Here is a 21856-nt window from a genome sequence, read left to right on the forward strand (position 1 = left end):
GGTGACGTGGTGACAAGGGTCAGTGCGAGTACGGGACCGGGGGCGGGGGTCCGCGCCGGGTGACCGCGTGCCGCAGCGGGGTCGGGCGCGGCGGTGCGGGGCCGGCCGGGACGCGCGGGGCCTGCGGGGCGGGTCGGAGCAGCGGGGCGCCGCGCCACCAGGCGGCGAGGCCTGGCACGAGGGCGGCGGTACGGCGCAGCAGCGACCACAGCGCGGCCTCGCCCCGCCGCAGCCACCAGGAGGCGGCCAGCGCGGCGAGGAGGTGGGCGGCGGTGGCGTGCAGGGTGCCGTGCGGCTGGGCCGTGGCCTGCATGTGCATCGCGGCCATGGCGGGGGCCGGGGTGTGGTGGGCGGCGTCGAAGACCACATGGAGTCCGGCCTGGGTGAGCAGCATGGCGGTGCCGATACCGGCGAGCGACCGCTCGCGTCCGCCGAGCACCCAGCCGAGCGCGAACACACCGAGGAACCCGGCCGCGTCGGCCCACAGCGGGGGCATGTCCCCCATGGCGAGCCCGTGCCCGGCGGCAGCGAGCAGCACGCACACCGCGGCGAACACCGCGGCACGCAGACCTCTCACCGCCGGGGACGCGCTCATGGTGAGCGAGTCTCCCACGGTCGGGGGATACGCGGGGCAGGGATGGCCTGTTCAGGCCGGGCTGCTGTGCGTTCGGCTGAGGGCTGGTGCTTGACGAGGAGGTGGCCCCACTCGGAGGGCCGCGGCCGGGTGCCGAGGCCTGGGAAGCCGAGGGACGCGAGGGCGAGTGCGGTGCCGGGCGGGCGGAGCAGGGCGTGGCGGACGACGGGTGGCACGACGACGGGCAGGGCAGGAGTTCGCGGCGCAGCAGGTACGAGGGCAGGGGCCGGCGCCGAGGGCGTGGGCGGCGGTGAGGTGCAAGGCGGCGCGTCGCTGCCCAGCCGGGCGCGTGCCGCGCTCGCCGTCAGTGGGGGGACGAGGTGCGGGTCAGCTCGCACCCCTCTGGGCCTGGACCCACCCCGCCGGCCCGTCCGCAGGAGGCCGAGTCGGGCTGCGGCCTCCTCGTCGCCGCGCTCGCCGACCGCTGGAGTACGGGCTGTCCGCGCCGAACGGGCCGGCGGCGATCCGTCCCCTCACCAACCGGGATAGCCGTCCCACCAGTGCGGGTCCCAGCCCCGGACGTACTCGCTGCCGCTCGGCGAGTCGGTCGTCTCACTCAGCATGTCCCGGGCCAATGTGTCGAGCACCCAGGCCAGTTCATGACGGCTCACCAGGTCCAGAGGCAGTGCCTCGAAGCCGTGCACGGCACCGAGCAGCGCCCCGGTCACACAGGCGACGGAGTCGCCGTCCGGTGCACCCGCCGCGAAGTCCAGCGCATCCCTGAGCTGGGCACGGCCGGGGAACCAAGCCGCCGTGTAGATCCCGCCGAGCAGGGCCGAGGGCGCTGTCGCATCCGGTGCGAGGCGCGCCAGCACTGCCGCCTGCGCGGGCTGGCCGGCCGCGTGCTGCATCGCCGCCAGGAGCCGCCTGCGTGCGTCGTCGGTCACCCGTTCGTCCAGGTCGCCGAGCGTGGCGGCCCCCGCTTCCAGGGCTTGCCGCACGGCACGGTCGGACCGGCCCGTGTGGTCGTCGTCCGGCGGAGTGCTGGTGAGGCAGTGGTGGAGCAGCACGGCGGCCTGGGCGGTGGCGGACCGCGCGGCCGAGTCGCCGTGGGTGAGTCCCGCGAAATCGCCGGCCTGCTGGGCCCAGCCGATTCCGACGACCGCGATCGGGAGCGACCGGGTCAGCGCATGACAGCCCCGGCTGGCCGTGGCGATCTCGTCGTGGGGAGTCTCGATCCGGGACAGGGCCGCCACCGTCGCCGGAGCGCTGCCACGCCGCTCGGCCAGCACGGGCACGCCCGCGAGCCAGCCGTCCGGCCACTCCCCCTCACCCATGGAGGAGCCCCAGCGGCGCCGCATCCTCTGCACCTCGATGCCCTGCAACGCCGCCCACCGGCAGTACGCGTGCAGGACGACTCCCGGCGGATGACAGATGCCCTTGTGGCTCGCCCGCACCATCGCCCGAATGACGCCCTCGGCCGTGAAGCAGGCAAGCTGCGTGCTGACCCCCGCCCGCAGCACGCCACTCGGCGGCAGATTGCCCCGAGCCGCGCCCAGCGTGTCACCGATGCCCAGCCCGAGCATCATCCCCCGCACCCGGGATTCCGTCCGGAGGGCCTTGCTCCGCCGGTCCGTTGGCTCTTCCTCAGCCACGTCGGTCTTCCTTCTTCCCCCAGGCCCCTTGCCGAGCGGCACCAGGTCTGTCTTGAGGCAATGACAAGCGTCCCCCACCGGACTCAGACCTCGCCCACACCGTATCGCTCCCGGTCGGGGCCCCGCGGCGCACGGCGACGCACGGGCGTGCGGGGGCCGCTCTGTGAACGGCGCGGGGCCGCGGCACGGGCCGGGTGGTGGCTCGTGCCGCGGCCCGCCCCTTCTCGGGAGGGACCCGGATGTCCGCTACCGGACCGGCGCGCTCATCGCTTGCGGTGCCGGTGCCGACGCCGGCCGCGGTGCGAGGGCGTACCCGGCGGGCCGGGCCGTGAAGGTGCCGCGGCCCTGGGTGCGGCTGCGCAACCGCGTGGCGTAGCCGAACAGTTCGGCCAGCGGCACGGTCGCGGTCAGTACGGCCGCGCCGCCGCGGGTCCGGGAGCCGCCGACCCGGCCGCGCCGGGCCGCCAGGTCGCCGAGAACCGTGCCGACGGCGTCCTCCGGCACGGTGACCGTGACCTCGGCGACCGGTTCCAGCAGGGCGGTCACGCAGGCGCGCAGGGCCGCGCGCAGCCCGAGCCGGCCGGCGGCGCGGAAGGCCGTGTCGGAGGAGTCCTTCACATGGGTGGAGCCGTCGGTGAGCGTGACCCGCAGCCCGGTCACCGGGTGCCCGTCCAGCGGGCCCTCGGCGAGCGCGTCCCGGCAGCCGGCCTCGACCGCGCGCACGTACTCCTGCGGTACGCGGCCACCGACCACGGCGGAACGGAACTCGAAGCCGGTGGCGCCGGCTTCGGACCCGAGCGGCTCGACGTCCAGTACGACGTGGGCGAACTGCCCCGCCCCGCCGTCCTGTTTGACGTGCCGGAAGACGAACGCGGTCACGCCCCCGACGACCGTCTCGCGGTAGGCGACCCGCGGCCGACCCACGGTGACCTCCGGTCCTCCGTCCCGGCGGATCTTCTCCACCGCGACCTCCAGATGGAGTTCGCCCATCCCGGACAGCACGGTCTGCCCCGTCTCGGCGTCGGTGCGCACCGTCAGCGAGGGGTCCTCCTCGGCCAGCCGGGCCAGCGCCGTCGCCAGCCGTCCGGTGTCCGTGGCGCGCCGGGCCTCGACGGCGACGGACACCACGGGCTCGGCGGCCACGGGCGGTTCGAGGAGCAGCGGGGCGCCGGGGTCGCACAGCGTCGAGCCGGCCCGCGCCGACTTCACACCCGCGAGCGCCACGATGTCCCCGGCCACGGCCCGGTCGAGCTGGACGTGCCGGTCCGCCATGACCCGCAGGATGCGCGCCACCCGCTCGGTACGGCCGCTGCCCTGCTCGCGCACGACGTCTCCTTTCTCCAGCGTGCCCGAGTAGACACGGACGTGGGCGAGCCGTCCGGTGCCGCTCGCGTGCACCTTGAACACCAGCCCTGCGAACGGGCCTTGGGGGTCGGCGGCCCGCTCCTGCTCACCGCCGTCGTGTGCGCCGCGTACGGCGGGGACGTCGAGCGGGGAGGGCAGGTAGGCGACGACCGCGTCCAGCAACGGCTCGATCCCCCGGTTGCGGTAGGCGGATCCGGCGAGGACGACCACGCCGTCCCCGGTGCGGGTGAGGTCGCGCAGGGCGGCGGCGAGCGTGGCGGGCGTGAGCGAGTCACGCCGGCAGAACTCCTCCAGCGCGCCCGGATGCAGCCCTGCCACGGTCTCCTCCAGCAGTCGCCGCCGGTGTGCCGCCTGCGCGCCGAGCGGCTCGGGCACGGGCCCCTCCACGGCCGTACCCGAAGCGTCGTGCCAGGTCAGCGCACGCATCCGCACCAGGTCGACGACGCCGGTGAAGGTGTCCTCGGCGCCGATCGGCAGCTGCACGACCAACGGCGCCGGGTGCAGCCGGTCCCGGATCGAGGCGACGGCCCGGTCGAGGTCGGCGCCCGCGCGGTCCAGCTTGTTGACGAACGCGATGCGCGGGACACCGTACCGGTCGGCCTGCCGCCACACCGACTCGCTCTGCGGCTCGACCCCGGCGACGGCGTCGAACACGGCGATCGCGCCGTCCAGGACGCGCAGCGAGCGCTCGACCTCGTCGGCGAAGTCGACGTGGCCGGGGGTGTCGATGAGGTTGATGCGGTGACCGTCCCAGGCGCAGCTGACGGCGGCGGCGAAGATGGTGATGCCGCGGTCGCGTTCCTGCGGGTCGAAGTCGGTGACGGTGGTGCCGTCGTGCACCTCGCCCCGCTTGTGGGTGGTGCCCGTCGCGTACAGGATCCGCTCGGTGACGGTGGTCTTGCCCGCGTCGACGTGGGCGAGGATGCCGAGGTTGCGGACGGCGGCGAGGCTGGTGGTGTTCGTGCGCACGGCCCAGGGCCTTTCTGGGGATCGGATCGACCGAAGAGAAAATCGACCGAAGAGAAAAGGGCAGCGCGATTCACCCGTGCGAGCCGCCGCGTGCAGGACTCAGGAACAGGTCAGCGGGGCGTGACGGGTGTCCGGTGCCGGCCGCGCAGCGGGCACCGGCCGGACGGAGACACGAGGATCACCTCGTACCGGGAACGGGGAGCGAGAACAGCACTGCGCGCACGCATGGCCGGGCTCCCCTCGATGTCGGACGACAGGCACCGCCGTACGGTCGTGGCGGTGCTCGGTACGCGATGACGGTACGAGAGGAACGCGGCCGGGGCACGTGATTTTCGGGTACGCCGTCAGAACCGTGGCCGGGGCCATGGGTTCTGACGGTGTCCGGGGGCGGGCCGGCTCAGCCGAGCTTGGCCGACATGTCGTACTGGTTGTAGACGGCCGCCGCGTTGTCCTTGGTGATCCTGGTGGTGTCCAGTGTCTGGTGCTTGCTGACGGTCTGTCCGTGCACGATGGCCTCGGCGGTGTCCGCCGCCTGCTGGGCCCCGGTCGGGTAGATGAAGGTGGTGTACATCTGGCCGAGCTGTACGGCGCGGATGCCCCCGGTCGGGATGGCAAGGCCGTCGATGCCGACGAACTTGATACCGTCGGCCTTGCCGGCGCCGCGGGCCGCGAGCACGGCGCCGAGGGCCATGTCGTCGTTCTCGCCGTAGACGAGGTCGATCTTCTGGTTCTGGTCGAGCCAACGCTGCATGATCGCGGTGGCGTTGGCCTTCAGCCACTTCGCCTCCTGGTGGTACACGACGGTGATGTGGTGTCCGGCGATGGCGTCTCTGAAGCCCTTGTCGCGGTCGATCTGCGGCTGGTCGGACAGGGTCCCCTGCAGTTCGGCCACGTTGCCGCCGTGCGGCAGGGCCTGCACCGCCGCCTCACCGGCGAGCTTGCCGATCTTGTAGTTGTCGCCGCCGATGAAGGACGTGTAGCAGTCGGTGTTCACGGTCCGGTCGAGGATGATGACCGGGATGTGCGCGGTGCAGGCCTGCTGCACCGCGGCGGTCAGCGGGGCCGGCTCGTTGGGCGAGACGATCAGGACGTCGACCTTCTGCTGGACGAAGTTCTGCACCTGGCTCACCTGCGTGGCGCTGTCCTGGTGCGCGTCGGTGATGGGCAGCAGCTTGAGGTCGGGGTACTTCTTGACGAAGTGCTGGAGCTGCGCGTTGAGCTGGGCGCGGTACGGCTCGGCGTTGTTGGACTGGGAGTAGCCGACCACGAACGTCTTCTTGCCGCTGCCCGAGCCGCCGGCGGCTGCGGTCTTCGGCGCGTGGGCGGCGCAGGAGGTGAGAGCGGCGACGGTGGCGACCGCGCCGGCGAGGGCCACAAAGGTGCGACGGCTCGGTGACAGGGCAGGCACAGCGGACACAGCGGACTCCTTGCGTGGGTGAGGGTGAGGGGTGGTGCGGGGAGGGGACGGCGGTCAGGCGCGGGCGCGCAGGCGGCGCAGCGGTTCGGTGAGGGGCTTCAGGAAGCCCGGGCGCTGCAGCACGACGGCCACGACGACGATGAGGCCCTTGATGATCATCTGCATGTTGTCGCTGATCGCGTTGAGCCCGAGGATGTTGTCGAGCAGGGTGAGGATCAGCGCGCCGACGGCGGTGCCGGTGACGGTGCCCTTGCCGCCGGCCAGGCTGGTGCCGCCGATGACGGCCGCGGCGATGGCGTCCAGCTCGTAGGAGGTGCCGGCCAGCGGGTCGGCGGAGGCGCTGTAGGCGGCGTCGATGGGACCGGCGAAGCCGGCCAGCAGGCCGCAGAGCGTGAAGACGACGATGATCACCAGGTTGACGTTGACGCCGGAGAGCCGGGCGGCGGTGGGGTTGCCGCCCACGGCGTACACATGGCGTCCGAACCGGGTCCGGGAGAGCAGCAGTTGCGCCGCGGCGCAGACCGCGACGAACGCGATCACCGGGTAGCCGATGCCCGCGACCAGGGTGTGCCCCGGGGTGCCCAGCGCGGCGAACGCGGCGGCCTTGGGCGTGAGGTGGCCGTGGGGGTCCACCAACTGCACGCCGACGGCCACGTTGTCGCTCATCTGCCGGTCGATGCCGCGCACCACCGAGAGCATGGCCAGGGTCATCACGAAGGACTGGATGCGCAGCCAGGTGGTGCCGATGCCGTTGAGGAAGCCGAAGAACGCGCCCACCAGCGCGCACAGCGGGACGATCGCCCACGGCGACAGGCCGTGGTGGACCAGCAGCATCGCCGCCGTCATGGAACCGATGCCGAGCACCGATCCCACGGACAGGTCGATGCCCGCGGTGAGGATGACCAGGGTGACGCCGACGGCGAGGATGCCGCGCGAGGCGAAGGCGGTGACCGCGTTGGTGAGGTTGTCCTGGTTCCAGAAGATCTGGCCCTTGGTGACGATGCCGACGGCGACCACCAGCAGCAGGCCGATGTAGCTCTGCAGCGAGCCGAGTGACGGCAGGGCCCGGGACAGGCGCCCGCGCAGCGTCCGGAGGTGCGGGCCGGTCCCGGTGGCGGTGTCCCCGGCCGGTGGGAGTGTCTTGCTCATTTCTCTGCCTCGTTCTCGTCCGCCGGTGGTCCGGCCACAACGTTCTGCCGTGCCATCGCCGCGGTGAGGATGGCTTCCTGGGTCGCGACCCGGCCCATGGGCCGGGTCGCGGTGGAACTCGCCGGTCAGCCGCCCCTCGCAGAGCACGATGATCCGGTCGCACATGCCGATCAGCTCCGGAAGCTCGGAGGAGACGGCGATGATCGCGGTGCCCTGGGCCGCGAGGGCGTCCATCAGGGCGTGGATCTCCGCCTTGGCGCCGACGTCGATGCCCCGCGTGGGCTCGTCGAGCAGCAGCACCGAGGGCTCGGTGAGCAGGCACTTGGCCAGCACCACCTTCTGCTGGTTGCCGCCGGAGAGGGTGCCGACGACGGCGTCCAGGCTGTGCGTCTTGGTGCGCAGCTCGGCGACCTTGCCGGCCGCGGCGGCCTTCTCCCGGCGGGCGTTCACGGTGCGCCACGGCCTGAGGTAGCGGTCGAGGGCGGCCAGGGTGGTGTTGAACCGTACGGTGTTGCCGAGCACCAGGCTCTGCGCCTTGCGGTCCTCGGCGACCAGCGCGACACCCCGGCGGATCGCCGTGCGGGGGGTGTGCGGGCTGTACGGGCGGTCGTTCAGCGTGATCTCGCCGCGCACGCGGTCGCCGGCGCCGAAGAGCGCCTCCAGCACCTCGCTGCGCCCGGCACCCATCAGCCCGGCGACGCCGAGGATCTCCCCGGCCCGCACCTGAAGGTCCACCGAGTGCAGCGGCGTACGGGTGCCGGCCGGCGCGGGAGCCGTGGTCAGGCCCCGCACGCGCAGCCGTACCGGGCCGTCGGACCGCTGCTGCGGCGCCCTGGGGAACAGCTCCCCCAGGGGCCGTCCCACCATCAGCCGCACCAGCTCGGCGCGGTCGGTGCCGGCGATCGGGCGGCGGCCCGCGAAGGTGCCGTCGCGCAGCACGGTCGCGGAGTCGGCGATCTCTTCCAGCTCCTCCAGCCGGTGGGAGATGTAGATCAGCCCGACGCCGCGGGCCGCCAGCCGACGGATGACGGAGAACAGCCGCTCCACCTCGGCCTCGGCGAGCGCGGACGTCGGCTCGTCGAGCACCAGGATCCGCAGGGTGCCGTTCAGTGCCTTGGCCACCTCGACGAGTTGCTGCTCGGCGATGCGGCAGTCGCGGACCAGCCGCTGCGGGGGCAGGTCGAGGCCGAGGTCGGCCAGCAGCCCGGCGGTGCGGGTGTGCATCGCCGCGCGGTCCAGCGTGCCGCGTGCGGTGCGCAGTTCGCGGCCGAGGAAGACGTTGTCGGACACGGACAGTTCGGGCACCAGGTTGAGCTCCTGGTGGATCATCGCGATGCCGTGCTGCTGGGCATGCTTCGGCGAGTGGATCCGCACCGGCTCGCCGTCGATCTCGATGGTGCCCTCGTAGTCGGCGTGCACCCCGGCGAGGATGTTCATCAGCGTCGACTTGCCGGCGCCGTTCTCGCCGAGCAGTGCCACCACCTCGCCGGGGTGGACGGTCAGTTCGACGTCGCTGAGCGCCCGGACGCCCGGGAACTCCTTGCTGATGCCCCGCATTCGCAGCAGGGCGGGCGGCGCGCCGCTCATGCCGCGCCGTCCGCGTTCATCCGCGCCATTGCGGACCTCCCATGGTGCACAGGTGACGTTCAATGTGGGAAATCGATTTCAGTAGATCGCGCGTCCCACCGCCACGACAAGGGCATAGTGGTTCAGGAAATGCTGCATCGCAGCGGCGGAGAGGCCCGAAGATCCTTGAAATCCTTTTCAGAGGGAACGTAGGGTTTTCCGTCCGAGGGTGTCAAGAGTCCTGTACGGGTCGGGCGAGAGGTCGGAGGACCCATGACGACGATCAACGACGTGGCCCATGCGGCCGGGGTCTCCCCCGCCACGGTCTCCCGGGTCCTGAACGGCGGCCGCGTCACGGCCGAGCGCGCCGAACGGGTCCGTCGCGCGGCCGCCGAGCTGGGCTTCGCCCCCAACCGGGTCGCCCGTTCGCTGCGGATGCGGCGCAGCAGCCTCGTCGGACTGATCATCCCGGACATCGGGAACCCGTTCTTCACGGCGCTGGCCCGCGGCGTCGAGGACGCCGCCCAGCGGACCAGCTTCTCGGTGGTGCTGTGCAACACCGACGGGAACCTCGACAAGGAACGGCGTTATCTGGACATCGCGATCGCTGAACGGATGGCGGGCGTCATCGTGGCCGCCGCGTCCCGCAGCCGCACCGACGTGTCCGCCCTGCGGAGCCGCGGCATACCGGTGGTCGCCGTGGACCGCCGCCCCCGCGGGGCATCGGTGGACGCCGTGCTGGTGGACAACGAGGAAGGGGGCGCGGCGGCGACGGCACACCTGCTGGCCCGCGGCTACCGGCGGGTCGCCTGCATCACCGGCCCGCAGGGCACCTCCACCGCCGAGGAACGGCTGGCCGGCTATCGCAGGGCGCTCCAGGAGTTCCTGGACGACGGCCCCGGCGCCCCGGCCGGGGAAGCGGACCTGCTGCGCGACTACATCCGGCACGCCGACTTCAAGGTCGAGGGCGGGCACGGGGCCATGGCCGATCTGCTCGCGCTGCCGCAGCGGCCGGACGCGGTCTTCGCGGCCAACAACCTGATGGCCGTCGGGGTGCTGCAGGCGGTGCGCGAAGCGGGCCTGGAACCACCGGAGATCGGTGTCCTGTCGTTCGGCGAGGTGCCCTGGGCGCCGCTGGTGCAGTCCGGCCTGACCACGGTCCAGGTACCCTCGTACGACCTGGGACGGACCGCGGCGGGCCTGCTGCTGGACCGGATCGCGGGGACGGAACAGCCCTTGCGTACCGTGGTGCTGCGCAGTTCCCTGCAGATCGGGAGGACCACCGCGGGGCCGCACTCCGGCGTGGCGCGCCGTACGTCCGGAAAGCAGCAGACCGCTTCAGAAGACCCCTGATGAACAAGGGTCTCGGACCGCGGCCGGGGAAGCCGCGCCCTTACTCGCCGAGCACCAGCCGCTCCAGTGCCACCCGGGCCCGCGCGTCAGACCGTGCGCGGGCCGCGACGGCGGTCGCGAGCTCCCGCACCCACGCGTCGAGCTCCACCGGACGCCGGGAGAGCACCACGCCGCGGACCTCCTTGCACACCTCGCCCTGGGGATGCCCGCCGGCCAGGTCGAGCACGAGACGCTGCTCGCCGAGGAGGACCTCGACCCGCCGGACACGGCCCTCGCGCCCCGCGAGCCGGTCGGCCATGCCCCGTTTGCGCTCCACGGCGACGGAACCCGGGGGCAGCGCCTCGGCGAGCGTCCCGGAGAGCACCCGGGCGTAGACGTCCAGGTCGGCGGCGTCCCTGCGCAGCGCGGCTGTCAGCAGGTCGAGGGAGTCCGGTTCCCCGCCGGGCTCGAACGGGACGGGGTCGGGTGCCGAGGTCATCGCGGGGCCTCTCGTGGGGTGCGGTCGATCCGGGTGTGCTGGGCGGGGGGCTCAGCCGTCCAGGCTGAGCACCATCGTCGGGCGCTCGATGACATGGTCCTCGCGCAGCGGCCGTACGGCCGTGCCGATCGCGAAGAACTCGGTCGTGTGGCCGCCCCAGCGATGGTTGTGCGCGTTGAGCTGCACGCCGACGACGCCCTCGGCCCGCAGCTCCTCCGCCTCGTGCTGCATCCGTGCCATCGCCAGCTCCCGCGCGTCGTACAGCGCCTGGGTGAACTGCTCGATCTCCACGTTCTTGCCGATGTTGGAGAACATCTGCCCCATCTTCTGGTGCGCGATGTGGTAGACGCAGGTGCCCATCACCATGCCCAGCGGGGCGTAGCCGGCCCGGATGAGCGTCCAGAAGTCCTGGCCGCTGAGGTCCGAGGTGAACGGCTGGCCCTTGATGTTGCGCCAGCTGCCGCCGCCCGCGCCCGGCGCCGGCTGCTCGGCCTTGACGGCCGTCCCGACGGCGATGAACTCCGCGATGTCGCTGCCGAATTCACGGGCCTCGACGCTAAGCCGCACACCGACGATGCCGTCCGCGCCCAGCTGGGCCGCCTCTGCCTCCATCCGGGTCATCGCCAGCTCACGGGCGTGGTACATGGCCTGGCTGAGCGTCGTCAGCTCCTGGTTCTTGCCCCAGCGGCCCAGCTGGATGCCCACGTGGTAGATCGAGCTGCCGAGGACGAGGCCGATGGGCCGGAATCCCGCCTCGCGCACCAGCAGGAACTCGTTGACCGACAGGTCGCTGGTGAAGATCGAACCCGGCTTGCCCGGCTGCAGTTCGGCCAGGCGCCGCATCGCGTCGGCCGGCACGCCCTGGGCCGACACGCCGTCAGGAGCACTGCCGTCGGCGGGGTTGAAGACGGTCATGAACGAGTTCCCCTCATCGCAGGTCGGTGGCGGTACGGCGCATGGCCCGCCGGCGTCGTTCCGGGTCGAGCGGCATCACGGTGAGGGTGCGGGGCGGCACCTCGCGGGCCGTGAAGCGGGCGACGGTGGTGCCCACCAGCGTCGCCTCGGCCACATGGTCCTCCTGCTCGCTGTTGCCGCCGCGGCGCAGACAGGGTTCGCCCCAGACGCGCAGGCCGCCCGCGGAGAGGATCACGCCGTCGCCGCCCCACCGCCCGCTCTGCGCCCGCAGATGCGCACGGGCGTCGGAGCGCACCGCCTGGACGAGCTCGCTCCAGCCGCTGACCTCGGTGTTGTTCCACGAGCGCGTCTGGGCGCGGGTGGTGTAGTCGTCGTGGCGTACGCCGACGGACATGCCGTAGAGCAGCTCGACGGGAACCCATCCGGCGGTCACGAGCTTGGCGAACCCCTGGCCGTCGAGGTGGCAGGTGAACGGCCGCGGCGGCCGTACCGTTCCGGCCGCGCGCACCGCGGTCCCGATCACCTTGAACTCCAGGCAGTTGGGCTGTGCCGGGAAGGGGGCCACCGTCAGCTGTGCCGCGACGACGCCGTCGCCGCCGAGGGCCGAGCACTCCGCGGTCATCCGGTCCAGGGCCGAGCGGCGTGCCCGGTCGAGCACCTCGACGAGCCCGGCGGACGGGGCGCCGCCTCCGGAGAGGGCGACGCGCGCGTAGCCGCCCCCGCCGGCGTACCACCCGCTCTGGTAGAGGCAGTCGTGATAGCCCCAGTACCGTCCGCTGCGGCCCACGTGGTAGACGGCCGAGCCCATGACCTGGCCGACCGGCTCGAACCCCACGGCGCGCAAGCCGGCGAACTCACCGGTCGACAGCGCCGAGGACCAGGTCCCGCTGCCACGCAGCTCCGCGATCCGCGCGGCCGCCGCCGGGGGCAGGCCGGCCCCCGTCCATTCCCCGCTCATGGACACCAACTCCCGCTTCGTGCCCTGACCGAGGGCACAGCGGCTTGAGTGTATGCCCACCCGCCCGGGACGCGGAGCCGGGCCTGCGATCCGCTCCGGACCGTGTGCCGGGCACATCACGCCGGGGCACTGGGCGTCGAGCTCGATCGTTCTCCAGTGCCTGGTCAGGGACCGCAGCGCCGGTGCCGACCGGTCGAGCGGGCCGTGATGGATGCTGTGCGGCTCGGCCGTGGCGAGGAGTTCGCAGGCGGCGGCGAGCTCGCCGAAGGCCTGCGACAGGGGCCCGGTCGGCGCCTCGAAGGTGGCCTGGCCGGCGGCGAGGCCCGGATCGGGCTCCTGCCGCAGGGCAGCCCTTTCCCCTGGCGCCTCCCATCACACCATCAATCGCCGTCTCCTCCGGTCCGGCATGGTTGACCGACCCGCCGGAGAACCCGCCCCGCGCCCCGCCTCCGAAATGCCGAGCAGCGCATGTCGACGAGAAACGGGGGTACGCCGGACGGGATCAAGATCGTCATGGGCCGGATCCGACCCGTCATCCTGCGTCAGCTCCTCTCCCCCACCGCGGGAAACCTCAGATCTTCCGCAAACCTCGATCCACATGGTTGCCGGTCCCCCATCCGTTTGCCAGGGTTTCGCGCACCCCCCACCTCCCCGTCGGCGCCCCCCGAGGGGCGAATCGGAGGTTCCGTGACCGCCCGCCGTACCCTGCTGACCGCCGCATCAACTGCGTTCCTCACTCTCCCCCTGCTCCCCCGCACCGCCGCCGCTTCGTCCTCCACCGCTCGGCAGGAGACGTCGCCCGGGCTTCGGCCGCCCGCCAAACAGGCCGTCGCCGTCGGTAGCGGAGGCGCCGTCTCCAGCGTCAACCCGTATGCCACACAGGCCGGCATCGACGTGCTGCGCCATGGCGGCAACGCCGTCGACGCCGCTGTCGCCACCGCCGCCGCACTCGGTGTCGTCGAGCCCTACTCGGCAGGCGTCGGAGGCGGCGGCTACTTCGTCTACTACGACGCCCGTACCAGGACCGTCCACACCATCGACGGCCGGGAGACCGGACCGGCGCGCATGCGGTCCGACTCCTTCACCGACCCCTCCACCGGCAAGGCGATCCCGTTCGACGAAGCCGTCAACTCCGGCCTTTCCGTGGGCGTTCCCGGCACCCCGGCGACCTGGCAGCGGGCCCTGGACACCTGGGGCACCCTCTCGCTGGCCCAGGCCCTGCGACCGGCGACGCGGATCGCGGACGACGGGTTCGTGGTCAACGACCAGTTCCGCGCCCAGACCGAGATGAACGAAGCACGCTTCCGCGACTTCACCCCGACCGCTCAGCTGTTCCTGCCGGGCGGTCAACTGCCCGTCGTCGGAACCCGCTTCCGCAACCCCGACCTGGCCCGCACCTACCGGGAACTCGCCCACGACGGCGTGGACGCCCTGTACCACGGCGACATCGGGTACGACCTGGTGCGCACCGTACAGAACCCGCCGGTGGCCCAGGGCTCCACGCGCACCGTGCGTCCAGGGCTCATGGAACGTGCAGACCTCGCCGGCTACCGGGCAATCCTGCGGGCGCCGACCCGCACGACGTACCACGGTCTGGACGTGTACTCCATGGCACCGTCCTCCTCCGGCGGCACCACGGTCGGCGAGGCGCTGAACATCCTGGAGAACTTCCACCTGTCGCCCTCCGACACGGCGCAGGCGCTGCACGACTATCTGGAGGCCAGCCGGATCGCGTTCGCCGACCGCAACCGCTGGGTGGGCGACCCGGCGTTCTCCGACGTACCGACCAGGGAGCTGCTGGCCAAGGAGTTCGCCAAGGACCGCGCCTGTCTGATCTCGCCCACCACGTCGCTGACCAGCCCCGTCGCCCCGGGCGACCCGCTGGCCCCAGCGGGGTGCACCGCCCCGGGCACCGGCAGCCAGGAGCCGTACGAGGGTCCGTCGACCACCCACCTGGTGGCCTGCGACCGCTGGGGCAACGTCGTCTCCTACACGCTGACCATCGAGCAGACCGGAGGCTCGGCCATCACCGTTCCCGGCCGCGGGTTCCTGCTCAACAACGAGCTCACGGACTTCGACTTCACGCCCCTGCAGGCCGGCGTGCCCGACCCGAACCTGCCGGGTCCGGGCAAGCGGCCGCGCAGCAGCATGTCGCCGACGATCGTGCTGCGCGACGGCAGGCCCCTGATCGCCGTGGGCTCCCCGGGCGGTGCCACCATCATCACCACCGTCCTGCAGACCCTGGTCAACCGCCTCGACCTCGGCATGACCCTGCCCGAAGCGGTCGCCGCACCACGCATCTCGCAGCGCAACCGCACCACGACCGAAGCCGAACCGGCCTTCCTCGACTCACCCGAACGCCCCGCGCTCGAAGCCCTCGGTGAGCACTTCGTGCTGGCCCCGCCGGCCTTCACCCCGTCACCCGAGATCGGCGCGGTCGCCGCGCTGGAGTTCGGCCCCCGCGGGACGGTCACCGCGGTGGCCGAGCCCGTACGGCGCGGCGGCGGCTCGGCGATGGTCGTCCATCAGACCTACTGAAGCCGGATGCCGAAGACGGGAGCGCCGGCCGGTCCAGGAGGGCCGACGCTCCCGCCGCACGTCGGCGCGCCGTTCACGGGCCGGGACGAAGCGGCCGGTGAGCGCGGCGGCGAGCGCGGAGAGCGCGGCCAGGGTCCAGAAGGGGCCGCGCCACCGGCGGCGAGCACCCAGACGACGAAGGGGAGCCTGCCGGGACGGGTCCCGGTCGTGGAAGGCAGACGTGTGGTCTCTCCTCGGGGGGAACGGGGGCGGGCGCGTGCTCGGTGGGGGCGGGCCTCGTCCTCGTCCGCTGCGACACGGGGTACCGGGCGACGAGCGGTGTGCGGGCGGGCCCTCCCGCCGAGCGGCAGCACCGCGGGCGTGGGCGTGGGCACGGCAGACGGCGGCTGCCCGGAGCCGGGCCATGGACGTCGGCTGCCCGGGGCCGGGCCGTGGACGTCGGCTGTCCGGGGCCGGGCCGTGGACGGCGGCCCCGGTGACGGGCGGCTGCTCCGGTCAGGGCTTCAGCAGGGCCTTGATGGCGCGGCGCTCGTCCATCGCCCGGTAGCCCTCGGCGACCTGCTCCAGCGGCAGGGTGAGGTCGAAGACCTTGCCCGGGTCGATCCGGCCCGACAGGACCCGGTCGATCAGGTCGGGCAGGTAGCGGCGCACGGGGGCGGGGCCGCCGCGCAGGCCGACGTGGGAGAAGAACAGCTCCTGGCCGTCGATCGCGACATCGTGCGGGACGCCGACGAAGCCGACGTTGCCGCCGGGACGGGCCGAGTGCAGGGCCTGCCGCATCGCCTCGGAGGTGCCGACGCACTCCAGGACGGAGTCGGCGCCGATGCCCTTCGTCAGCTCCTTCACGCGGGCGACGCCTTCCTCCCCGCGCTCGGTGACGATGTCCGTCGCCCCGAACTCCCGGGCCAGCTTCTGCCGGGGCTCGTGGCGGCTCATCGCGATGATCCGCTCCGCGCCCAACTCCTTGGCGGCGATCACACCGCACAGGCCGACCGCTCCGTCACCGACGACCACGGCGGTGGAGCCGGGCCTGACCTCGGCGGCGAGGGCCGCGTACCAGCCGGTGCCCATGACGTCGGAGACGGCGAGCAGGCCGGGCACGAACGCGCCGTCCGGGTGGTCGTCCGTGGCGACCAGGGTGCCCTGGGCGTTCGGGATGCGGACGTGGTCGGCCTGGCAGGTGCTCATGAACTCCCGGTGCAGACAGGAGGACTGCCAGCCGTTCAGGCAGTTCGGGCAGGTGTTGTCCGACGTGGCGAAGGAGCCGACGACGAACTGGCCCGGCTTGACCGAGGTGACCTCGCCGCCGACCTCCTCCACGATGCCGACGTACTCGTGGCCCATGGGGTGAGGTTCGTCGACGGGTTCCAGGCCGCGGTACGCCCACAGGTCCGAGCCGCACACGCAGGTGGCGACCGTGCGGATGATCGCGTCGGTCGGGCGGATGATCCGGGGGTCGTCGCGCTCCTCGAAGCGCACGTCGCCGGGGGCGTGGATTACTGCGCCGCGCATGGTGGTGCTTCCTTCAGTGGGAGGGGATCTCCTTCAGGTCGAGCGTCACACGGGGCGGCCGAGGCGAAAAGCGGAGAAACGCATCCGGGGAGGGCCGCATCCTGGGAGCGTTTTCTCCCTCCTTGCCTCGGTGAGACCGGTGCGATGCCGGGAAGCATGACCAGCAACGTCCCCCTCGATGAGCTGGGAGAATTTCTCAAAAGGCGGCGCGCGGAGCTGAGCCCGCGCACGGTCGGCCTGCCGGAGACGACGGCACCGCGCCGGGTGGCCGGGCTGCGCCGCGAGGAGGTCGCCCAGCTCGCCTCGATCAGCACCGACTACTACACACGCCTGGAGCAGGGCCGTATGCAGGCATCGGCTCCGGTGCTGGACACCCTCGCCCGCGTACTCCATCCGGATGACGACCAGCGGGCGTACCTCTTCCAGCTCGCCGGCAAGACCGCGAACCGCGCCGGGCACCGCGGCAGGCAGAAGGTGCAGCTGACAAGCAGTTCGCCCGGTGGTGGGGCGAACACCGGGTCGCCGCCCGCACGGTGGGCACCAAGACGCTCCATCACCCGGTCGTCGGCGAACTCGTCCTGGACTGGGACACCCTCACCGCCGGCACCGACCCGGACCAGCACCTGACCGTCTGGACCGCCGCCCCCGGTTCCCCCACGCACGAGCGGCTGCGCATCCTCGCTTCCTGGGCGGCCGACCAGGACCTCTCGGCCTCCGCGTCCGTCGCTTGAGAGTTCAGCCGGCGCAGGGAGGCGTCAAAGAGCCGTCAGAAACGCATACTTGATCGTGCGGGGACGTCTCGCCACGGTTCTGACGGGGGAGCTTGCAAGGTGAGTGCTGGAGGCAAGGCGCTGGGCAAGGTGGAGGTCAGACTCAAGTGGGACCCGAGCCCGCTCGGGGAGACGCCCCGGCACCTCGACATCATCGCCGCGACCTACTCGGCGGACGATCCCTACGGGCGGCCGGTGTATGTCGTGCACCACGAGAGCCGGTCACCGGACGGCACCATCACCATGACCCGGCACAGCGAGACCGGCATGGGCTTCGGGTTCGTCGAGGTGATGGTCCTGGAATTCGACCGGCTGGCGCCCGTGTACGGGCGTGTGGTGGCCGGCGTGGCCATCCACCAGGAGGGTGGGCCCCGGACGTTCGGGGACATGTCCAACGCCGGGGTGGTCGTCGTCCAGGGGTACGAGCAGTTGCTGGCGGACGACTTCGCCCAGGTCGCCGACGCCACGGCCACGACGGTCGCCGAGTTCACCCGGGCCCCCTCCGGAGCGTGGGAGATGCGCGAGATGATCCGGGGCTTCGACAGTGACCCGGTGCTCTTCTGCGCGGAGATGGGCAGCCCGCAGCACTGACCGTTTCCCCGGGGCTTCTTCCCGCCCGGCGGACTGCCCGCCGGCTCTTCCGGAGGAAGCTCCCGGCCGCGCGCGACCCCGCGGTGATGGTCACCGGCACGGACGCCGGCGACCGCGCCGCCGCGAAGATCCTGCTCGCCCGGGTCGCCGCCGCGCACCACCGGCTCGCCCCGGTCCGGGCCGGCGGCGGCCGCACCGGGACGGCGGCGGCCGCACGGGGACGGCGGCCGTCCTCGGCTGCGGCTGTCCGCCGGGTCCGCCGAGGTGTGCCGTTGGGGAGAATGGGGGCGGTTCGGGAACGGCGAGGCGGGAGACGGTATGGCAGGCGATGGCGGGCCGGTGACACTGCGCGGGATCGCGGAACGGCTCGGGCTGCACGTCTCGACGGTCTCCCGGGTCCTCAACGGCCCGTCCGGGGAGCAGGGCCGCGCGGCGTCCGGCGAGACGGCGCGCCGCATCCGCGAGCTGGCCGACGAACTCGGCTACCGCCCCAACCCGCACGCCACCAGCCTGCGCACCCGCCGCAGCAACCTGGTCGGGGTGCTCTTCCCCCGGCTGTCGGAGATCGTGGTGGCCACCATCTACGAGGGTGTGGAGGAGGAGGCCACCCGGCGAGGGCTCTCCACCTTCGTCACCAACACCCACGACGACCCCGCCACCCAGCGCGAGCGGATCGGCATGGTCCTGGGCCGCAGGGTGGACGGCCTCATCATCGGCGACGCGCACCTGGACGGCGCCGCGCTGGCCGGCCCGGCCCTTGACGGCACGCCCTTCGTGCTCGTCAACCGCCGCACCGACACCGGCCACCCGGCGGTGACGTGCGACGACCACCTGGGCGGACGGCTCGTGGCCGAGCACTTCCTGGCCCTGGGCCACCGCCGGGTGGCCGTCGTCGCCGGTGAACCCTTCGCCAGCACCGGCACCGACCGCACGACCGGCTTCACCGACCGCTACCGCGAGGCCGGCCTGCCCCTGCCCGCCCACCGGGTACGCCACTGCCGCTTCGACACGGCCGGCGGGCACCGGGCCGCCGCCGAGTTGCTGAGCGGCTCCGACCGGCCGACCGCGATCTTCGCCGTCAACGACCTCGCCGCGATCGGCACTATCGGCGCCGCCCGCGACCTGGGTCTGCGGCTGGGGGAAGACCTCGCGCTGGCCGGGTTCAACGACACCCCCCTCGCCGCCGAACTGCCCGTCCCGCTCACCAGCGTCCACTCCCCCATGGCCGAGCAGGGCAGACGCGCCGTACGGCTGCTGCTCCGCCGTATCGCGGGCGAGCCCGTCCGCTCGGAGGTGCTCAGGCCCGATCTCGTGGTGCGGGCGTCCACGGGTGCGCCGATCGGGCCGGGTCTGCGGTGAGCGGGACGCCGTAAACCGCCCCGGTCACCGGTCAGTTCTGTTCCGGTGGAGCCCAGGAGGCGGTGTTGCCCAAACGATTGGCGCAAACGTTTGGGTAGGGCATACTGACCACTCGGCGCGCGTCCGGCTACGGCTATGGGGGGGGTGGCTCGGTGAAGTGGTTCGGCAGGCGGCGCGAGGCGGCATCGGATGACCGCGAGGAGCTCGTCGCGGCGCTGCGGGCGGACAGCATGACGGCTGAGCTGATCGCCCGTCAGTTCGGCGCGGCGGAGGCCGCCGGACGCTACGCGGAACTGGTCGCGGAGGCGGAACGCGTCCTGGGACCGCAGGACACCGATACCCTGGCACTGCGGCACCAACTGGCCCACTGGACCGGCGAGTCCGGACAACCGGAAGCCGCGGTGCGGCTGTTCGCACGGCTCATGGCCGACCGTGAGCGGATCCAGGGACCGGGCCATCCGGACACCGAACTGGCCCGGCATCAACTGGCCCACTGGCACGGCCGGTCGGGCCGGCCCGAGGAGGCCGTACGCCGCTACGAAGCCATGCGGCGGTCCGCCGAGCGGGAGAACCGCACCGAGACGGCGCTCACCCTGCTGTGCGAGGTGGGCTACTGGCAGCAGAAGAGCGGCGACAACGCGGCCGCGCTGCGCGCGTTCTCCCAGATGCTGCAGACCGCCCAGCAGGAGCTCGGCCCCGGCCACCAGCTCGTCGGCATCGCCCGTCAGCGCTACGCCGAGGTCGCCGGCGCACTGCCGTTCGGCAACGAGGGCGGCCACGACGGGCTGCAGGACCTCCTCGCGACGGCCGCCGCGGTCGAAGCCGCGGGAGACTTCCCGCGCGCGGGCCGGATGTACGGGCAGATGGCCGAACGGTCCGAGCAGCTCTACGGGGCGGACAGCTCCCAGGTCCTCTCCGCGCTTGTCGCGCAGGCGAAGGCGACGGTGCGGGCGGAGGACCACGAGACGGCTGTCGACTGTTTCGGGAAGGTGCTCGCGTGCATGGAGCTGCGGGGCGAGGGGCCCGGTTCGCCGGAGTACGACATCCTGTCCGGGCAGCGTGACGAGCTCGCCCGGATGGCCGGGCGCACGGTGCTGCGTATCGCGCAGCGGGCCGCGGCGGTGTTGGGTGAGGCGCTGCAGACCGCGCCGGAGACGGCCTGCGCCGTGCTGGCCCGCGAGGCCGGCACCTCCCACGCGACCTGGCTCGCCGTCGTGAACCCCGGTGCGGGCGAAGGGACATGGGCCGCATGGACGCCGGAGCACTGGGCGGCCGTGCTGCGGGACCTGACGGGGCGCGGCTATGAGGCGACGGCCCTCTGCTTCGCCCGCGACGACCTGCGCCCGACACCCGAAGAGGCCCGCGTGTGCGAGCAGTTGGGGCTGCCGGGCCTCTATGTGTCCCGCCTGAGCGACGAGAACGTACGGCTCGGGGCATACGTCTTCCGGGACGGCGAACCGACGACGGCGCGGGTCGTCGTGGTGGAGGACGAGCCGGCGGGGACGGGTTCACCGGGCGCGGGGAGGCGGGTGTCGGCGGGGGCGGCGGACGGCGGCCGGGTCGCGTTTCACGAGCAGGCCGCGGCCATCGGGACCTGGCGGGAGATGGAGCGGGCGCGGCGCCCCGCCGGGGCGGACGGGGCGGACCGGCCACCGGTCTTCGGCACGTACGAGGTGCTGGAGTGTGTCGGCGAGGGCGGCTTCGGGCGGGTCTACCTGTGCCAGGATCCCGACGGGCTGATGGTCGCGGTCAAGACGCTGCACGCGCATCTCGCGGCGGTTCCCGCGATCAAGCGGGGCTTCGCCGACGAGGTGCGGGCGGCGCAGCGGGTCGACGGGCGGTTCACCGTGCCGGTGATCGCTGCGGACACCGACGGTCCGGCCCCGTGGATGGCGGTGCCGTACGTGGCCGCCCCGTCCTTGCAGGAACTCGTGGAGCGGTGCGGCCGGCTGGAAACCGACCTGGTGCGCACCCTGGGGGCGGGCATCGCCGTCGCCCTGAGCGCCATCCACGCCGAGGGCATCGTGCATCTCGATCTCAAGCCGGCCAACGTGTTGCTGACCGAGGACGGCCCGCGCGTCATCGACTTCGGAATCGCCCAGATCGAACGGCTCACCGAGCCACGGCGCGGCTTCGCCGGCACCTACGCGTACGCCTCCCCCGAGCAACTGCGCGAGGAGCGCACCTTCACACCCGCCAGCGATGTGTTCTCCCTGGGCACCGTCCTCGCCCGCCTGGCCCTGGGCCGCAGCCCCTGGGGCCGGGACACGCCGTCCGTGGTCGCCGGCATCCGGGCCGGCACACCCGATCTCGCCGGGCTGCCCGCAGACTTCGCGGAGGTGGTCCGGTGGTGCCTCCAGCCGGATCCGGGCCAGCGGCCGACGGCCGGTGACGTGGCCGAGGCGCTGGTTCCCGGAGCCGGTGACGGCAGGATCGGTCCGCCGCCACTGCCGGAGCAGGCGCGGGCTCTCGTCGCGGAGCACGCCACCGTACCCGCCACACGCCATGACGAGACGCTCGCCCGCACCCGGCCCCGGTGACGCTCAAGCGCGGCCGGGCCTCTCGTTCCCGGTTCGGCAGCCGGGGTGAACACGGCTGCCCGTGCGTCAGTTTCGGCCACACACGTGCTGTCCGGGAGCCGATGCCACAGATCATCTCTTCTGCCGGCCGGCCCCTCCGCCTATCAT

General features: G+C 72.9%; 14 protein-coding genes and 1 pseudogene. 6 read left to right on the forward strand and 9 right to left on the reverse strand.

Features of this window, described 5'->3' with window-relative positions; genetic code table 11:
- Positions 1 to 19 precede the first annotated feature (19 nt).
- The 5 genes from LE548_RS04510 to LE548_RS04535 all read right to left on the reverse strand — a co-directional run bounded on the left by LE548_RS04510 (position 20) and on the right by LE548_RS04535 (position 8716).
- Positions 20 to 595: a hypothetical protein gene (locus tag LE548_RS04510; RefSeq protein WP_225095292.1), complete on the reverse strand. Its 576-nt coding sequence runs from the start codon at positions 593 to 595 to the stop codon at positions 20 to 22.
- A 512-nt stretch (positions 596 to 1107) separates the two neighbouring features.
- Positions 1108 to 2229, reverse strand: a complete 1122-nt coding sequence (locus LE548_RS04520) for an ADP-ribosylglycohydrolase family protein (RefSeq protein ID WP_225095293.1) — start codon at positions 2227 to 2229, stop codon at positions 1108 to 1110.
- A gap of 246 nt (positions 2230 to 2475) precedes the next feature.
- Entirely contained in the window at positions 2476 to 4563 is a 2088-nt protein-coding gene (gene fusA, locus LE548_RS04525) for an elongation factor G (RefSeq protein ID WP_225095294.1), read from the reverse strand.
- A 397-nt stretch (positions 4564 to 4960) separates the two neighbouring features.
- Complete coding sequence (locus LE548_RS04530; RefSeq protein WP_225095295.1) at positions 4961 to 5980, reverse strand: substrate-binding domain-containing protein; 1020 nt, start codon at positions 5978 to 5980, stop codon at positions 4961 to 4963.
- A 54-nt stretch (positions 5981 to 6034) separates the two neighbouring features.
- Positions 6035 to 8716 (reverse strand): ATP-binding cassette domain-containing protein, encoded by a 2682-nt coding sequence (locus LE548_RS04535; RefSeq protein WP_225095296.1) that lies wholly within the window; start codon positions 8714 to 8716, stop codon positions 6035 to 6037.
- Between the two features lie 252 nt (positions 8717 to 8968).
- Here LE548_RS04535 and LE548_RS04540 point away from each other — a divergent pair, with 252 nt between their 5' ends.
- A complete protein-coding gene (locus LE548_RS04540) occupies positions 8969 to 10048 on the forward strand; it encodes a LacI family DNA-binding transcriptional regulator (RefSeq protein ID WP_225095297.1) in 1080 nt (359 codons plus the stop codon).
- Between the two features lie 40 nt (positions 10049 to 10088).
- Here the strand turns inward: LE548_RS04540 and LE548_RS04545 are convergent, their stop codons facing one another.
- The 3 genes from LE548_RS04545 to LE548_RS04555 are packed head-to-tail and all read right to left on the reverse strand — an operon-like array spanning position 10089 to position 12399.
- Positions 10089 to 10526, reverse strand: coding sequence for a hypothetical protein (locus LE548_RS04545; RefSeq protein ID WP_225095298.1), 438 nt, complete (start codon positions 10524 to 10526; stop codon positions 10089 to 10091).
- 51 nt (positions 10527 to 10577) lie between these two features.
- Positions 10578 to 11441, reverse strand: a complete 864-nt coding sequence (locus LE548_RS04550) for a heavy metal-binding domain-containing protein (RefSeq protein WP_225095299.1) — start codon at positions 11439 to 11441, stop codon at positions 10578 to 10580.
- A gap of 13 nt (positions 11442 to 11454) precedes the next feature.
- Complete coding sequence (locus tag LE548_RS04555) at positions 11455 to 12399, reverse strand: heavy metal-binding domain-containing protein (protein ID WP_225095300.1); 945 nt, start codon at positions 12397 to 12399, stop codon at positions 11455 to 11457.
- Positions 12400 to 13086: 687 nt separating this feature from the next.
- Between LE548_RS04555 and ggt the strand changes: the two genes are divergently transcribed.
- Complete coding sequence (gene ggt / locus LE548_RS04560; RefSeq protein ID WP_225095301.1) at positions 13087 to 14937, forward strand: gamma-glutamyltransferase; 1851 nt, start codon at positions 13087 to 13089, stop codon at positions 14935 to 14937.
- 495 nt (positions 14938 to 15432) lie between these two features.
- Here ggt and LE548_RS04565 read toward each other — a convergent pair whose 3' ends face one another.
- A complete protein-coding gene (locus tag LE548_RS04565) occupies positions 15433 to 16449 on the reverse strand; it encodes a zinc-dependent alcohol dehydrogenase family protein (protein ID WP_225095302.1) in 1017 nt (338 codons plus the stop codon).
- Positions 16450 to 16605: 156 nt separating this feature from the next.
- On the opposite strand from LE548_RS04565, the pseudogene LE548_RS04570 reads away from it, so the two are divergent.
- The 4 genes and pseudogenes from LE548_RS04570 (at position 16606) to LE548_RS04585 (ending at position 21709) form a co-directional block, all read left to right on the forward strand.
- Positions 16606 to 17180 (forward strand): annotated as a pseudogene (locus tag LE548_RS04570) (helix-turn-helix domain-containing protein).
- Positions 17181 to 17225: 45 nt separating this feature from the next.
- Positions 17226 to 17810, forward strand: a complete 585-nt coding sequence (locus LE548_RS04575) for a TerD family protein (protein WP_308029885.1) — start codon at positions 17226 to 17228, stop codon at positions 17808 to 17810.
- Between the two features lie 318 nt (positions 17811 to 18128).
- Positions 18129 to 19169 (forward strand): LacI family DNA-binding transcriptional regulator, encoded by a 1041-nt coding sequence (locus LE548_RS04580; RefSeq protein WP_225095304.1) that lies wholly within the window; start codon positions 18129 to 18131, stop codon positions 19167 to 19169.
- 152 nt (positions 19170 to 19321) lie between these two features.
- On the forward strand, positions 19322 to 21709 hold the full coding sequence (locus tag LE548_RS04585) for a protein kinase (RefSeq protein ID WP_225095305.1): 2388 nt from the start codon (positions 19322 to 19324) through the stop codon (positions 21707 to 21709).
- The last annotated feature ends 147 nt before the right edge of the window (positions 21710 to 21856 follow it).

The organism is Streptomyces sp. CoH27, from assembly GCF_020181035.1.
Taxonomy (GTDB): Bacteria; Actinomycetota; Actinomycetes; order Streptomycetales; family Streptomycetaceae; genus Streptomyces; species Streptomyces camelliae.

Excerpts from the sequence above, each read along its gene's own strand:
- LE548_RS04510 (WP_225095292.1), bottom strand. The coding sequence starts at position 595 with ATGAGCGCGTCCCCGGCGGTGAGAGGTCTGCGTGCCGCGGTGTTCGCC.
- LE548_RS04535 (WP_225095296.1), bottom strand. The coding sequence starts at position 8,716 with ATGAGCGGCGCGCCGCCCGCCCTGCTGCGAATGCGGGGCATCAGCAAG.
- LE548_RS04540 (WP_225095297.1), top strand. The coding sequence starts at position 8,969 with ATGACGACGATCAACGACGTGGCCCATGCGGCCGGGGTCTCCCCCGCC.
- LE548_RS04545 (WP_225095298.1), bottom strand. The coding sequence starts at position 10,526 with ATGACCTCGGCACCCGACCCCGTCCCGTTCGAGCCCGGCGGGGAACCG.
- LE548_RS04550 (WP_225095299.1), bottom strand. The coding sequence starts at position 11,441 with ATGACCGTCTTCAACCCCGCCGACGGCAGTGCTCCTGACGGCGTGTCG.
- LE548_RS04555 (WP_225095300.1), bottom strand. The coding sequence starts at position 12,399 with ATGAGCGGGGAATGGACGGGGGCCGGCCTGCCCCCGGCGGCGGCCGCG.
- LE548_RS04565 (WP_225095302.1), bottom strand. The coding sequence starts at position 16,449 with ATGCGCGGCGCAGTAATCCACGCCCCCGGCGACGTGCGCTTCGAGGAG.
- LE548_RS04580 (WP_225095304.1), top strand. The coding sequence starts at position 18,129 with ATGGCAGGCGATGGCGGGCCGGTGACACTGCGCGGGATCGCGGAACGG.